12 protein-coding genes and 1 tRNA gene are annotated in these 15,234 nt (G+C 61.2%); 11 read left to right on the top strand and 2 right to left on the bottom strand.

Annotated elements, in window-relative coordinates; all coding sequences use genetic code 11:
- The first annotated feature begins 212 nt into the window (after positions 1-212).
- The 6 genes from HMPREF2614_RS03890 to HMPREF2614_RS03915 all read left to right on the top strand — a co-directional run bounded on the left by HMPREF2614_RS03890 (position 213) and on the right by HMPREF2614_RS03915 (position 7,328).
- Positions 213-1,583 (top strand): adenosylmethionine--8-amino-7-oxononanoate transaminase, encoded by a 1,371-nt coding sequence (locus HMPREF2614_RS03890; protein WP_038625568.1) that lies wholly within the window; start codon positions 213-215, stop codon positions 1,581-1,583.
- Positions 1,584-1,728: 145 nt separating this feature from the next.
- Positions 1,729-2,418, top strand: coding sequence for a dethiobiotin synthase (bioD, locus tag HMPREF2614_RS03895; protein WP_038625566.1), 690 nt, complete (start codon positions 1,729-1,731; stop codon positions 2,416-2,418).
- Between the two features lie 378 nt (positions 2,419-2,796).
- On the top strand, positions 2,797-3,648 hold the full coding sequence (locus HMPREF2614_RS03900; protein ID WP_080972844.1) for a pseudouridine synthase: 852 nt from the start codon (positions 2,797-2,799) through the stop codon (positions 3,646-3,648).
- A 66-nt stretch (positions 3,649-3,714) separates the two neighbouring features.
- Positions 3,715-6,015, top strand: a complete 2,301-nt coding sequence (gene der, locus HMPREF2614_RS03905; RefSeq protein ID WP_070560212.1) for a bifunctional cytidylate kinase/GTPase Der — start codon at positions 3,715-3,717, stop codon at positions 6,013-6,015.
- A gap of 157 nt (positions 6,016-6,172) precedes the next feature.
- Positions 6,173-7,168: a PASTA domain-containing protein gene (locus HMPREF2614_RS03910; protein WP_070560214.1), complete on the top strand. Its 996-nt coding sequence runs from the start codon at positions 6,173-6,175 to the stop codon at positions 7,166-7,168.
- Positions 7,169-7,254: 86 nt separating this feature from the next.
- Positions 7,255-7,328 (top strand) — tRNA-Pro (locus HMPREF2614_RS03915).
- A gap of 109 nt (positions 7,329-7,437) precedes the next feature.
- Here HMPREF2614_RS03915 and rraA read toward each other — a convergent pair.
- Positions 7,438-7,911 carry a ribonuclease E activity regulator RraA gene (gene rraA, locus HMPREF2614_RS03920; RefSeq protein ID WP_070560216.1) on the bottom strand — a complete coding sequence of 158 codons (474 nt, stop codon included), beginning with the start codon at positions 7,909-7,911 and terminating at the stop codon, positions 7,438-7,440.
- 205 nt (positions 7,912-8,116) lie between these two features.
- Between rraA and secA2 the strand changes: the two genes are divergently transcribed.
- The 5 genes from secA2 (at position 8,117) to HMPREF2614_RS03945 (ending at position 13,427) form a co-directional block, all read left to right on the top strand.
- Positions 8,117-10,396 carry an accessory Sec system translocase SecA2 gene (gene secA2 / locus HMPREF2614_RS03925; RefSeq protein ID WP_070560218.1) on the top strand — a complete coding sequence of 760 codons (2,280 nt, stop codon included), beginning with the start codon at positions 8,117-8,119 and terminating at the stop codon, positions 10,394-10,396.
- Positions 10,397-10,634: 238 nt separating this feature from the next.
- Entirely contained in the window at positions 10,635-11,060 is a 426-nt protein-coding gene (gene odhI / locus HMPREF2614_RS03930; protein WP_038625554.1) for an oxoglutarate dehydrogenase inhibitor Odhl, read from the top strand.
- 71 nt (positions 11,061-11,131) lie between these two features.
- A complete protein-coding gene (locus HMPREF2614_RS03935) occupies positions 11,132-11,890 on the top strand; it encodes a transcriptional regulator FtsR (protein ID WP_070560220.1) in 759 nt (252 codons plus the stop codon).
- Positions 11,891-11,935: 45 nt separating this feature from the next.
- A complete protein-coding gene (locus HMPREF2614_RS03940; RefSeq protein WP_070560222.1) occupies positions 11,936-12,535 on the top strand; it encodes a bifunctional nuclease family protein in 600 nt (199 codons plus the stop codon).
- A 388-nt stretch (positions 12,536-12,923) separates the two neighbouring features.
- A complete protein-coding gene (locus HMPREF2614_RS03945; RefSeq protein WP_172620271.1) occupies positions 12,924-13,427 on the top strand; it encodes a MerR family transcriptional regulator in 504 nt (167 codons plus the stop codon).
- Between the two features lie 145 nt (positions 13,428-13,572).
- Here the strand turns inward: HMPREF2614_RS03945 and HMPREF2614_RS03950 are convergent, their stop codons facing one another.
- Positions 13,573-15,183: a vWA domain-containing protein gene (locus HMPREF2614_RS03950; protein WP_070560224.1), complete on the bottom strand. Its 1,611-nt coding sequence runs from the start codon at positions 15,181-15,183 to the stop codon at positions 13,573-13,575.
- Positions 15,184-15,234: the final 51 nt, after the last annotated feature.

Raw genomic sequence — 15,234 nt, forward strand, 5'->3', positions numbered from 1 at the left:
CCGCTGCCGCGCCCGGCCCGCTGCCGCTGCCCTCGAGCCCAAAATTTCACTTCACGACACCCCGTCACCTCATGCCACCTCCACAGCTGCCACGAGGTGACATGGGTGTCGTAAAGTCGCTGAGACTGTCTGTAATCCTTGCGAAAAGTCCCAAACACCAACCCCGAACAGTGTTCAAGTCTGGCGCTGTACAGGTACTATGCTTGAGTATCATGACAGCCTCGGAAACCACCCAGCCGCTCGTACCGTCGTCTGCACCAGCATCCGCGAAGTCGCCTACACCGCAGCCAACGCAAGCATCCGTCGCCGACCTCGCAGCCTTCGACGCCGACCACATCTGGCACCCATACGGCCCCATCCCGTCGCCGGTCGCGCCCAAACTGGTCGAGTCCGCCGAGGGCGTCAACCTCCACCTCGCCGACGGCCACACCCTGATCGATGGCATGAGCAGCTGGTGGGCCGCATGCCACGGCCACTCGCACCCGAAGCTGGTCGCAGCCGCGAAGAAGCAGGCCACCACCATGTCGCACGTCATGTTCGGCGGACTGACACACCGCCCGGCCATTGAGCTGGCGGAGAAACTCTTGAAGCTCGCGGGCCCCGGCTTCGATGCCATCTTCTACTCGGACTCTGGCTCGGTCTCCGTCGAGGTGGCGATCAAAATGGCGTTGCAGTATCAGCAGGCCAAAGGCCATCCCGAGCGCACCCGCCTGGCCACCTGGCGCGGCGGCTATCACGGCGACACCCGCGCGCCCATGACCGTCTGCGACCCCGAGGGCGGCATGCATTCGCTGTGGACGGGCCAGTGGACTCCGCAGGTCTTCGCCGACAAACCACCCGCCCGCGGCGCAACCGAAGAGGAACGCGCACGCTATCTAGCGCACTTCGATTCGCTTATCGACGACTCCGTCGCCGGCCTCATCGTTGAACCGGTGGTCCAAGGCGCTGGTGGCATGCGGTTCCATGATCATGAGCTGCTTGTAGGGCTCCGGAAGCTGTGTGACAAGCACGGCATTCTCCTCATCGCGGATGAGATTGCCACCGGCTTCGGCCGTGCTGGTGACCTGTTCACGACGCAGGCGGCCGGGATTGTGCCGGATATTATGTGTGTCGGCAAGGCGCTGACCGGCGGCTTCATGAGCTTCGCAGCCACCCTCACCACCGCCGATGTGGCTCGTACTATTTCCGGTGGTGCAGGCGGAGGCATCATGCACGGCCCGACCTTCATGGGCAACCCCTTGGCCTGTGCGGTGGCCTGCGCGCAGCTCGACCTGATTGCAGAAGGGCAGTGGCGTGAGGATGTCCCGCGCATCGAGTCCCGATTCCGCGACCAGCTCCAGCCCCTAGCCAGCAGCGATGCCGTGGCCGACGTGCGTGTCCTTGGCGCAATCGGTGTCGTGGAGATGCAGCGCCCAGTGGACATGGGCCTGGCTACCGCAGCAGCTGTCGATGCCGGGGTGTGGCTGCGCCCATTCGGCAAGCTGGTCTACACCATGCCGCCGTACATCAGCACCAATGACGAGGTCGACCGCATCTGCGAGGCCATCGCCGCCATAGTCGCCGCAGAGGAACAACGTAGGTAGCGCAGCGAAGCAGCACAACAAGTAGCGCAATCAGCACGACGACCAACCGCGCAGCGAAGCAACACAACAGCGTCACAACAAGAAGCACAACCAGCACACCACCACAGCCCCCACACCACCACAGCCAAAAGGAGCACTAACCACCATGAGCATCGTCCTTGTCACCGGCACCGGTACCGATATTGGAAAGACCATCGGCACGGCGGCCCTGGCGGCGGCACTACGCGGGGAGGGCAGGCAGGTGCACGTCGTCAAACCAATTCAGACCGGATTTCCGGACCCTGACGGCGGTGATTTGGACACTGTCGCGGAGCTGACGGGGATCGACAATCTGCATGGCTTCGAGCGTTACCCCGAGCCGATGGCGCCGGTGGCGGCGGCGCAGCGCGCGGGAATGCGCCTGCCGAACGCCACGGAGATCGCGGAGAAGATCAAGCTTATCGACGGGCCGAACCGCGTTGTCCTCGTGGAGGGCGCGGGCGGCTTGTTGGTGCGGCTCGGCGAGGATTGGGCGCTGCCGGAGTTGGCGGCGTTGCTGCCGGGTAGTCAGATGGTGGTCGTGACGCGGTTGGGGCTGGGCTGCCTGAACGAGGCGGAGCTCACCGTCGAGGTGGCGCGGGGGCGTGGGGTCAATGTCACGGCGCTGGTGGGAGGTTCGCTGCCGGCGGATGTCGACCCGATCATCGAGACGAACCTGGAAGAACTGCCACGCATCACCGGGGTGCCGCTGCTGGGGTCGGTGCAGGCGGGAGCGGGCGCGTTGGCGCGGCAGGAGTTTGTGGCGAAAGCTACGCAGTGGCTGCCGGGCGTGCGAGAGTGGGCCGCAGCGCTGTAGGGGAGCCGCAGCGCTTTAAGGGGCGCTCTGGCGGCGCCTCGAAGTAGAGGCCGCGCGGGACGTCGTTAAGCTGGCGTTTTGCGAGAAACGTGCTAAGGTGACTAGACGACAAGGCGCGAGGCTTTCTCTGTAAATCTCTTTATTAACCTGCTTCCACCGGCCGTTTTGGGCCCACGGGGGAGAGAACAGCGTCGCCTGGCGCTGAAGTTCTAACAAACAGAGCAATCTCCAACGCTTGAAAAGGATGTAGGTCAAGTGGCTAAACCCGCTCGCCGAGAAGGCACACCGGCACACAAGAACCGTAAGAATCACTCCAACCGCGCACACGGCTCCACTAACGCCCAGCGCAATCGCAGCCGTCGCGACAGCGGCGCGAAGATGGAGACCTCCAACGTCCACGCGAAGGACATCTACGTATCCAACGCCCGCCCGGCGCGCCATCAGCACGTGGACTCCGACCGTCGTAGCTCGGGCAAGCGCGCTCACAGCCAGGCAGGTGAGGGCGTGCGCCTGCAGAAGGTGCTTGCACAGGCAGGTGTGGCATCCCGTCGCATGGCAGAAAAGCTTATCGACGAAGGCCGCGTCGAGGTCGACGGCAAGATTGTGACGCGACAGGGCGTACGGGTGGACCCGAACACGTCTGTGATTCGCGTCGATGGTTCCCGCGTCATCGTCAATGAGGACATGCAGTACTTCGTCCTGAACAAGCCGCGTGGTGTGCAGTCGACCATGCACGATGACATGGGCCGTCCGTGTGTGGGCGACATCATCGGTGAGAAGATCAGCGCTGGTCAGCGACTCTTCCACGTTGGTCGTCTGGATGCGCCCACCGAAGGGCTGCTGCTGCTCACCAACGATGGTGAGTTGGCCAACCGTCTGATGCACCCAAGCTACGAGGTCACCAAGACCTACATGGCCACCGTTGTCGGCGAGGTTGACCCCAAGGTCATGCGCGAGCTGGAAAAGGGCATTGAGCTCGATGATGGCATCGCCAAGGCGGACATGGCGCAGATTATCGACGTTTGGCAGGGCCGCTCTATCGTCCGCATCGAGCTGCACGAGGGCCGCAAACACATCGTGCGCCGGATGCTCAAGACCGCGGGCTACCCGGTCGAGCGCCTGGTGCGCACTAAGATTCACACTGTCCAGCTGGGCGAGCAGACTCCGGGCGCTCTCCGCGCACTCAACCGCGCTGAGCTGACCTCTCTCTACAACGCGGTGGGGCTGTAAATGGCACTAGTGAAGAAGAACGAAGAAAACCACGGAGTGGAACAACAAGGCGCTGAAGGAGCCCACATGAGCGAGCAGAACACTGACGACATGCTGTTGGTTGCCATCGATGGCCCTTCCGGCACTGGCAAGTCGACTGTCTCCCGGATGGTCGCAACCGAGCTGGGTGCAAAGTACCTGGATACCGGCGCGATGTACCGTGTGGCCACCCTGTGGGTACTGCGCCAGGGCATCGACCCGGCCGACGAGGAAGCCGTGGCCAAGGCGACGGCCGCCCTGCCACTGGAAGTCTCCGATGACCCGAACTCCACCGCTGTCCTCCTCGACGGCGAGGATGTCTCCGGCGAGATCCGCGGCCCGGAGGTTACCCGCAACGTGTCGGCTGTCTCCGCGATTCCGGCCGTGCGTACCAACCTGGTCGCGCTCCAGCGCTCGCTGGCCGCATCGGCGGTGCGCTGCGTGGTGGAAGGCCGCGACATCGGCACGGTGGTGCTCCCGGACGTTCCGGCGAAAATCTTCATGACCGCCTCCGCTGAGGTGCGCGCCCGCCGCCGCTACGACCAGGACATTGCTGCTGGTCGTCAGGCTGACTTCGACACCGTGCTTGCCGACGTCATCCGCCGCGACGAACTCGACAGCAACCGTGCGACCTCGCCGCTGAAGCCAGCCGAAGACGCATTCATTTTGGACACCTCTGAGATGGACATCGAAGAGGTCGTGGAAAACGTCCTCGATGTCGTTGAGGCCGGCTACCCGGGGTCCACCATGGACTGGGACGATGTCGACAACGAGGAGTTCGAGGGCTCTTACGAGGACTCCGAGGACGACACCGCCGGACACCTGGTCGCAAACGTGGAGACCGAAAACGCGCCAGGCACCGCAGGCAGCCACACCAGCGCAGACGAGTTCATCGACCGCACGATTGCCGACCACGAGACGATTATCTCCGAAGCGATCGAGCGCGCCGAAACCGGCCAGATTGACGATGACGCCGACTGGGAAGAGCTGGAAAACGCATTCGCAGCACTTGGCGTGAGCGACGAGGAGGAAGAAGCCCTTCCGACCGTGGCCATTGTGGGACGACCGAATGTTGGTAAGTCCACCATGGTTAACAGGTTCATTGGCCGTCGTGAAGCAGTTGTCGAAGACTTCCCGGGCGTGACCCGCGACCGCATCTCCTACCTGGGAGAATGGGGCGGACGTCGCTTCTGGGTGCAGGACACCGGCGGCTGGGATCCGGACGCCAAGGGCATGCACGCGGCGATTGCTCGTCAGGCGGAGACCGCCATGGAGACCGCCGATGTGATTGTCATGGTCGTCGACACCACCGTCGGCATCACCGCCACGGAAGAGGTTATGGCCCGCCGTCTGCAGCGCGCGGAGCAGCCGGTTATTCTCGCCGCCAACAAGTTTGAGTCGGATTCGCAGCTTGGCGACGTCGCGGAGTTCTGGGCCCTCGGGCTCGGCGAGCCGCACCCAACCTCGGCCCTCCACGGTCGTGGCAATGCCGACGTGATGGACGAAGTCGTGGCCTCCTTCCCGGAGGTGCCGCGTGCGAAGTCGCTGCCGACCGGGCCGCGTCGCGTGGCGCTGGTGGGCAAGCCGAATGTGGGCAAGTCCTCGCTGCTGAACAAACTCTCCGGTGAAGATCGCGCAGTAGTCAGCGACGTGGCCGGTACTACGGTTGATCCGGTGGACTCGCTGGTGCAGATGAACGACACGCTGTGGCGCTTCGTGGATACCGCGGGTATCCGCAAGAAGACCAAGACCGCCAAGGGCCACGAGTTCTACGCTTCGCTGCGTACTCGTTCGACGATTGATAACGCCGAGGTTGTGATCTTCCTGGTCGATGCCTCTGAGCAGATTACCGAGCAAGATCAGCGCGTGCTGCGCATGATTCTCGACTCCGGTCGCGCACTTGTGGTGGCCTACAACAAGTGGGACCTCATGGATGAGGACCGCCGCGACCTGCTCGAGCGCGAGATTGAAGAGCAACTGGCACATGTGCCGTGGGCTCGTCGGGTGAATATCTCCGCCAAGACCGGGCGTGCTGTGCAGAAGCTGGAGCCGGCCATGCTGGAGGCTGTGGAGTCGTGGGATAAGCGCATCTCCACTGGTCGCTTGAACACTTGGTTGCGTGCGATTATGCAGCAGAACCCGCCACCGCTGCGTGGTGGTCGACAGCCGCGCGTGCTGTTTGCCACCCAGGCGTCCTCGCGCCCGCCGGTGATTGTGCTGTTCACAACCGGCTTCCTGGAGCACGGCTACCGTCGCTTCCTGGAGCGCAAGCTGCGTGAAGAATTCGGATTCGAGGGCTCGCCAGTGCGCATCGCGGTGCGTGTCCGCGAAAAGAAGAAGCGTCGGTAGGAAGCTGCTAGGAAGCGCCGCTGGGACGTGCTTTTAAGCCCTGCTAGTCGCTCGAACTGAGCTGAGAAAAGCCCAAAATGTGATTTAGGCAATTGCATTTTGGGCTTTTCGTTGGCATTTTGGAGTTTTAGGAAATTAGCGATAAGGAGAACTGACAATGGTCAGGCGCGGCAACAACCGTGACGGCTCTCAGCACGACGGCCGAGACAACAGCTACGGACGCGATTCCTCAAGCTCATACGGCGATGACTCCGCGACTCGCTACATTCCGCGGGGCGAGGGACATCGCGGGTACAACCCAGATGCCGACTTTGCGGGCGAGCAACCGACCGAATACTTCGGTGGCGACTCCTCTGAGACGCAATTCCTCCAGCGTGGCGGTGAAACACGATTTGATAACCCGCGAGGTGCCGGTGTCGGGGCGCAAGGCGGCGGCGCACAGGGCAGTGGCCAGTACTGGGCCCCGCTTTCAGAAGAAGAACGCGGCTATGGTCAGGCGAGCCAGCAGGCAGGTCAGACCCAGCAGTACGCTGCAGGTGGTGCAGGTGTCGCAGGCGGTTACGTCGACCCGAACAACGGCAACAACCGCGGTAATAACCGCGACAACCGCGGTAACGATGACTCCAAGAAGGGCTGGGGTAAGCCTGTCGCCATCGTGGCCATTGCCGCGATGGTGGCCGTAGTCGCGCTGGTAGCCCTGGTTTTGTCCTTTACTTCCGGAACCGAGGACAAAAACGACAATACTGCGGAGCCGACGCAGGAGACGTCGTCAAGCCCGACGCCGACGACAACCTCGCCGGAAGAAACCACGACAAGCCCTACCAATCGCTTGGACCCGTCGGGCACGATTAATGACACCCGCGAGCGCCTCGAGCAGGAGCTGGACCAACTTCGTGAGTCGCCGCCAGCGATTCCGGGGCCCGGTGAGCGCAGCAGCGGTTGGGGAACTATCCCGCAGGGTGTGGTGGGCAAGAGCCCGGCATCCGTCGAGGTGGAGCTGCGTACCAACGGCTACCAGAACGTGACCGTCGTCGACGCAGAGGGCAACCAGACCAATTCTGTGGCCGCGATTATGGGCAAGGTTGCCTCGATTGATCCGCCGGAGGGGCAGATGGCAGAGACATCCACGCCTGTGACCATCTACCTGCAGTAATGCGATAGGTGGGGCATGCGTCAGGGGCGATTTCCGCCAGCAAACACCAATGATGTAACCTATAGCTCGTTGCACTTTCGTGCACACGGGCTGTAGCGCAGTTTGGTAGCGCACCTCACTGGGGGTGAGGGGGTCGTCGGTTCAAATCCGGTCAGCCCGACAAAATATCCGCCGTCTTCTGGAAGATTCCGGGAGGCGGCGGTTTTTGTTTACGGCTATTGCTTACGGTTTGTTTGCCGTCTATCGCACCGCACTAGCGCACAATCGCACTAGCGCACGACAATGCCGTCAGAGTCCGCGTAGAGCGTCTCGCCCGGAACGAAGTCAATGCCGCCGAAGGAGACAACGACATCGCGCTCGCCCTCGCCGGTCTTGGTGGACTTGCGCGGGTTTGTGCCAAGCGCCTTGCAGCCGAAGTCCATCTCGCCAATCAGCTTAGAGTCGCGGATTGCACCGTTGACGATCACGCCAGCCCAGCCATTGTCCTTGCCGAGCCCCGCAATCACGTCACCGACCAGCGCAGTGTGGACAGAAGCGTCACCGTCGATGACGAGCACGCCGCCCTCAGACGGCTCGGAGAGGACCTTCTTCAGCAGCGCGTTGTCCTGGAAGCACTTGACCGTGGAGATCTTGCCACAGAACTCCAGGCGACCGCCGAGGTTGCGCATCTGAGTATCGCAGGAACGCACGTCCGGGCCGATTTCGTCAACCAGGTCAGCAGTGGGGATGAATTCGATTGCCATAGGGGATTTCAAGTCCTTCCGAAAAATGATCACAAGAATGTGTTCGTAACAAGTGTTAACTCCATTGTTTCAAACTCAAGATGTGACCAAAGACATATGGTGCAAATTCGCTGGCAGCGATTGATACTCCGAAGGCCGGTCCAGATTGATTACTCTGGTGAGTCAGAACGCGCCGACAACCACACGTGCGCAGGAAGGGTAGAAGATGGCTGGGTTTAATTGGTTTTGGAAGGCTCTCGGCGGCAAGCAGGGGCGCAACCAAAAACGCAGCGTAGGGCTGGTGGCGCGCGCTGCTGAGCTCGAGCCACAGGTACAGGCGCTTTCCGACTCCGACCTCGCCGACTTCGCCCGCCAACACGCCACCGATGCACCGGAGCTTTTAGCCGCGCTCCGCGAAGTCTCCCAACGCACCCTATCCATGCGCCCCTTCGATGTGCAGCTGCAAGGCGCGCTGGCGCTCATGGAGGGAGACGTTATCCAGATGGCCACCGGTGAGGGCAAGACTCTCTCCGGCGCCCTGGCCGCAGCCGGGTTCGCGCTGCGTGGCCACCGCGTGCATTCCGTGACTGTCAACGACTACCTCGCAGGCCGCGACGCGCAGTGGATGCAACCGCTGTTCGGGTTCCTTGGACTCTCGGTGGCGGCTATTTCGCCGCAGGATGGTCCGGGGGAGCGTCGTAAAGCATATGCGGCAGACATCGTCTACGCCGCCGTCAACGAACTCGGCTTTGACGTCCTGCGCGACCGCTGCGCGCCGACCATTGAAGACCGCGTGCAGTCGCCAGCTGATGTCGCCATCATCGACGAGGCCGACTCAGTGTTGGTCGATGAAGCGCTGGTCCCGCTCGTGCTCGCCGGCAACGAACCTGGCACCGCGCCAACCGGGCAGATTACCGACGTGGTGCGCCGCCTGCAGCTCGGCGATGACTACACCGTCGACGAAGGCCGCCGCAATGTCTTCCTTACCGATACTGGCGCTGCGCGCGTCGAACGGCTGCTCGGCATCAGCTCGCTGTACGACGCCGAACACGTCGGCACCACCCTGGTTCAGGTCAACGTCGCACTGCACGCCCACGAGCTGCTGCAGCGCGATGTCGACTACATCGTGCGCGACGGCAAGGTACAGCTCATCGACGCCTCGAAGGGACGCGTGGCGGAACTGCAGCGCTGGCCGGACGGTCTACAGGCGGCGGTAGAGGCCAAGGAGGGCCTGCAAGTCTCGGAGGGCGGTCGCATCCTAGACTCCATGACCATCCAGCAACTCGTCGGCCGCTACGACATCACCTGCGGCATGACCGGCACCGCCACCTCCGCGGGCGACCAGTTCCGCGAGTTCTACGGACTCCACGTCTCTGTCATTGAACCCAACGTCCCATGCATCCGTGACGACGAGCCCGACCGCATCTACGCCACCACCGACGACGCGTTCGCCGCGCTTGTCGACGAGGTCGTGGAACTCAACGGCACTGGTCGACCAATACTCGTAGGCACCCGTGACGTGGCGGAATCGGAACGACTGGCCGATGCGCTGGTTCTGCGCGGCATCGAATCGTCGGTACTGAACGCGAAAAATGACGAGCTGGAGGCCCAAGTCATCGCCAATGCTGGCGATATTGGCCGCGTCACGGTGTCCACCCAGATGGCCGGCCGCGGTACCGACATCCGCCTCGGAGGGGCGGACGAATCCAACCGCGATGCCGTAGTCGAACGCGGTGGCCTATGCGTCATTGGTCTGGGTAAGCACCGCACTGACCGACTGGATAACCAGTTGCGTGGCCGCGCCGGACGCCAGGGCGATCCGGGCTCGTCGGTGTTCTTTGTCTCCCTGGATGACCCGGTGATTTCCGAAGGTGCTGCCGGCGAAACACTGAGCGTGCTGCCTGAAGACGACGGTCGCGTCCGCGATAAGCGGGCATACCAGTTCATCGACCGAGCACAGCGAGTGACAGAGGCGACCATGCTGTCCATTCATGCGACGACGTGGAAGTACAACAAGCTCATCGGCGACCAGCGCGAGATTCTGGATGAGCGCCGGGAGAAACTGCTGACTACGAATGCTGCCTGGGAAGAACTGTCCAAGCTGGCATCGGCGCGGGCGAAAGACGTGGAAGCCGCAGCCGGGCGCGACGTCGCCGAGGACGCTGCCCGGGAAATCATGTTGAGCCACCTGGATCTCGGATGGTCGGAACACCTGGCGGATCTGGACGATCTGCGGGAGTCGATTCACCTGCGCGCGCTGGCTAAGGAAAGCCCCATTGATGAGTTCCACCGCGCCGCCATCGGTGCCTTTAAAAACCTGGTCAACAATGCCGTCACCGAGTCGGTGCAGACCTTCCAGGAGGCCGAAATCGATAGCGATGGCGCGCATCTGGAGGACACGGGACTTGCCCGCCCGAGCTCGACGTGGACGTACATGGTCAACGACAACCCATTGAGCAATGGTGGTGGCTCGGTCGTCGGTTCAATTGCAGCGATGTTTAGGTAAGCCGTAACCACAGGTTTGGTAACAATTTGAAAATATTTCTCAAGTGACCGGCCTAGGTACACCCACGGAGAAAGCTCTCCGATGTCGGTATTTACGCATATCAATCATGTTGTACATACCCTCTCGGTGAGCTGCGTCACAACATGGTTGGGATTAGATAACAACACGAAAGCGGTTGGGGCGCTATTATCTAAAAAGTAACGAGTAAATCGCCCAAGGTTATCCCGGAGGGAAAGATATGACTAGCAATAGCGGCCAGCCAGAGGCATCGGTCGAGACCACCTCGGTCTTCCGTGCAGATTTGCTGAAGGAGATGGAGTCCAGCTCTAACACGGACTCCACGGTCTCCGGTGTTGAAGGACTTCCGGCAGGCTCGGCACTCTTGGTCGTCAAGCGGGGGCCAAACGCGGGTTCTCGTTTCCTGCTCGATCAGGCAGTCACCACCGCTGGTCGTCACCCGGAAAGCGACATTTTCCTCGATGACGTGACTGTTTCCCGTCGCCACGCAGAGTTCCGCAAGAACGGTGACTCCTACGAGGTTGTCGACGTGGGATCGCTGAACGGCACCTACGTTAACCGCGAGCCGAAGAACTCCGCGGTTCTGGCTAATGGTGACGAGGTCCAGGTCGGTAAGTTCCGCCTCGTATTCCTTATCGGTAACTAATTCGACATCGGTTAGTGTCGACGTCTGTCGGCATTAACCCCCTTATTTTTGTAAAGGCTCGGAAAAGACCAGTGGCAGCAGTACACAAATCAGCGGTTTCGCAGCCGGCTTCGTCAGAAAGCACTGCGAAGCAAGCACGCTCGGTGGGCAAGAAGAAGACCATCGGTGCTGTGCTGAAGGAAGTCAAGGTTGAGTTCCCTGATGTAACGCTGTCCAAAATTCGTTTTCTCGAGTCGGAAGGGCTGCTGTGCCCGTCGCGTAGTTCCTCGGGCTATCGTCGCTACAGCCAGGCGGACATTGACCGCCTGCGCTACATTCTGACCGTTCAGCGCGATAACTACTTGCCGCTGAAGGTTATTAAAGAGCAGCTCGACGAAATTGATGCGGGCAACGCTGGCGGCGACGGTCTGGCTTCGGTTACTCCACTGGTGACGGCGGATCAGTTCCGCGAAGCTGCAGTGGTCTCGCTGACGCAGGCGGAGCTGGCAGAGCGCACCGGCGCTAGCGAGAAGTTCATCACTGAGCTGGTCCGCGTCGGCTTGATTACTCCGGACACGCTGAACATGTTCGACGGCGATGACCTGCTCATCACCGAGACGGCAGTCAAGCTGTCTGAGTTCGGTCTGGATGCCCGCCACCTCAAAACTGTGCGTACCGCTGCGACCCGTGAGGCTGATTTGGTGTCGCTGGCAGCTAGTCCGCTGAGTAAGTCGCGTGCGGCTAGTGGCAAGCAGAAGGCTGTGGAAATGGGTCGTGAGATGACCGCGCTGATGGTCACGCTGCACGGCACTTTAGTCAAGCGCCAGGTCAACAAAGATCTGGGGAAGTAGTCAGTAGTCCCGCGTGAATAGCGGCTCGCTACAATTATCGCTGTTATGGACGAAAAACTCGTAGAAGTCAAGTTTCTAGACTGGATGGCGCACCCTCCTGAGGATGATCCGGTGCTGCTCCTGCATGCCGAAGAGACTAACCGGATTATCCCGATCTGGATTGATTTGGCGACGGCGACGGAGTACTCCGCCTGCGAGACCGGCGCTACGCAGCGTCGTCCGGGCATGCATGACGTCTTTGTCGATACGCTGGACATGGTGGGGCAGAGCGCCCTGCGTGGTCAGATTACGGGCGTGCACGAGGGCGTTTTCATCGCCAGCCTGGTGCTTGAAGGCGGCGCAGAGATTGACATGCGCCCCTCCGACCTAATCCTTATCGCCAGCGAGCTTGAGGTGCCGCTATATGTTGCACGCGATGTGCTCGATGCCATGTCGGTGTCGGCGCGTCTTGTCGCTACCAATGGCGGTTCGCTTACCGACGACACGGAGACCGACTCTGTCGAGGCGTCGGTGTCGGAGTTTGCTGAATTTCTCGACAGTATTGATGCTGACTACTTTGCCGAGCCGTATGGTGATGCGGAGGGTAGGGAGTCCGATGGTGAAGCCGACGGTGGCGCCGACTCGGCTTCCGATAGCGACCGTTAGCAGTGTGACTGGAGTGAACACCTGACAACTTTTGATGTAGTTGTGGCGCGTATTTCCTCCGGCACGTCGCTGAATGACCCCATAAAAGGGGTAACTTTTCTTAAGTTATAGTTTCACCCCTTCCTGGGGTTTTTCTCCCGGGCTGTGCTTGAGCTGGGGAAACTGCGACTCCAAACTCTAAACCTTAACTTTAGGTTTAGAGATTCGGCGTGTCGTCCTGTGATGTATTGACAGCCGATTAACCTTGGCGAAAGATAAATAACGGCAGTGAAACTACCTCGGGAGAATTTATATGGTCGACGACAACAGCGGTTCGCTCTTTGGCGACAATGAGCTCCGTGCGTCGGACTCGCAAGAGCCACGCGCGGTCCAGGAATCCCTGTTCGACATGGGACCGGACGAGCAAGTTGGCTACCGCGTCCCCATCGCATGTCAGGTAGCGGGCATTTCTTACCGTCAGCTGGACTACTGGGCGCGCACCAAGCTGGTTGAGCCTTCGATTCGTACCGCCAAGGGCTCGGGCACCCAGCGTCTGTACTCCTTCCGCGACATCCTCGTTTTGAAGATTGTTCGCGGCCTGCTGGACACCGGTATTTCCCTGCAGAACATCCGCCTGGCTGTCGACCGCCTGCGCGACCTCGGTGTCGATGACCTGGCTACCATCACGCTGGTTTCCGACGGTCGCACCGTCTACCAGTGTCGCTCCAATGAAGAAGTCATTGACCTGCTCAACGGTGGCCAGGGAGTGTTCGGCATTGCTGTCCCGGGCATTATGAAGGAACTGACTGGCACCATCGCCTCCTTCCCATCCGAGCGTATCGACGGTACTCAGGAAAATCCAGGTACTGGCATCGACGAGTTGGCTGAGCGCCGTCGCCGCCGCATCTCCTAACAGCCAGCGATACGGCTAGATAGTGGCGTTGCTGCTACGGCCGCCGCTCAAAGAAGCGAAACAAAACTAAACGAAAACTGCCTTCCACAACTGGTTCCGTTTTCCTCTCCCGAGGTTGGGCCAGATGGAGGCGGTTTTTTGCTGGTTACTCGGTACCGATTGCCGCAGCCAACTGAGAGGCCAGGCCATCGCCATAGTCAGCCGCAATGCGCAGAGAACCAGTGGTCATATTCGCCACTTCCTGCAGTTCAGGGATGGAGCTGTCCCCGTCGGGAAGCACGATGACCTCAATCGTTACCGGGCGGTCCGGGCTAATGAGTTCCTTGATTCGCTCGACGGACTCGGCGGCATCGGCGCCCGAGGCATCGCGCCCCGAGGTGAGCACGACGAGCCGGTTCGGCTTGTCAGGGGAGTAGGTGTCGCGGGCGGCCTGGTAGGCATCGATAAGCGCTGGCCAGAACTGCGCCTCACCACCGGCCGGAAGTTCGGCCAGCGAGCTCTTTACGGCGTCTGCGCCATTGTTGGCCTCGTCATCGGGGGCTGGAAGTTCCGCGAGACGGTTCACCTCGGGGGCGAATGTCCACAGGCCGTAGCGGCCACCAGGTGCGGCATCGATAGCGCCGGTCAGAGCAGCGGATAGCGGCCCGACATCGACGCCATCGGAGGTGTCAGCGAGTAGGAGCGCCGAGCCTACCGCAGTTGCGGGCTGTTGCGCATCCGGCTGCTCCAGTGCTGGCGGCAGCGCAAAGGAATCTGTCTGGATCTGCGAGAGCACTCCAAAGTTCTCCGCTACTTTAGGGCTGAAAGTACTCTCAGCAGCTTCGCCGTCGGCGCCGTGATCTGCGGCGAAGTTACGGAAGTCCTCGGCCGCGCGAGCCGTGTTCTCGTCGATCTTGCCGCCGGAGCCAAAGGTGACAACTGGCGCGTGCAGCTGGGGTGCATCCGCAGGGGAGACCAGCTTCAGCCCCTCGCCGGCCATCTGCAGCATGGGCTGGGTTGCGGCCACACCGTCGAATTCGGCGACATTCTGGCTGAGCATGGTCAGCAGAGTATTGGAGGTGTAGACCTCACCCAAGTCCGCGCGTTCGTGAGCGAGATCCGGGCCGCCAAGTCGAGCACTGATCACGGCAGACAGTGCAGCATCGGAGCCACCGGGGGCGGCCACGCGCAATCCCGCAAGCTCTTCCCAGGTGGCGTTGTTCAGCTGGTCAGCACGATTGGTTGTGAAGGCCACGCCACTGGCAATCGGTGGCAACCACGTCTTGGGGTTGTTGACCTTGACCTTGTCTGAATTCTTCGCTTGATCCACGAAGGAGATATCGGCGGGAATCCAGACTCCCGGCGTCATAATTCCGGCGCTGGCCTCGTCAGCTGCAGAATCATCCGCAGCGGGGTCCTCCGGAGCCCCCTCACCAGCTTCAGCACCGTCAGCATCAGCCAAGGCGTTCACAACCTCCTGCGAGCCGGCCACAGTAATCTGTGGCCGCACGCAGAAGTCCCTCACCACGGGATTTGACTCGCCATAGTCCTGCACGAGTTTCTGTGCCGAGCCCACCGCAGCAGGGTCAGCGGTCACCACCAGTGTCAGATCACCCTTGGTACACCGTGCACGATCCGCATCAATCGACGAATCGTTGCTCTTGCGCAGATTAACCCAGGCAAAAACCGCAGCCACCAGAACAATGACGACCAAGACGGCAATAAAAGGCCCCTTAGCCACTCGATAGTTGTTCTCACCCGAGGCGTGTCGTCCCATGTCGTTTTAGCCCTTTCTATGCTGAGTGTGCTCGGCGCTGTCGACTCGCAG

This window comes from Corynebacterium sp. HMSC074C11 (assembly GCF_001809455.1).
GTDB lineage: Bacteria > Actinomycetota > Actinomycetes > Mycobacteriales > Mycobacteriaceae > Corynebacterium > Corynebacterium amycolatum.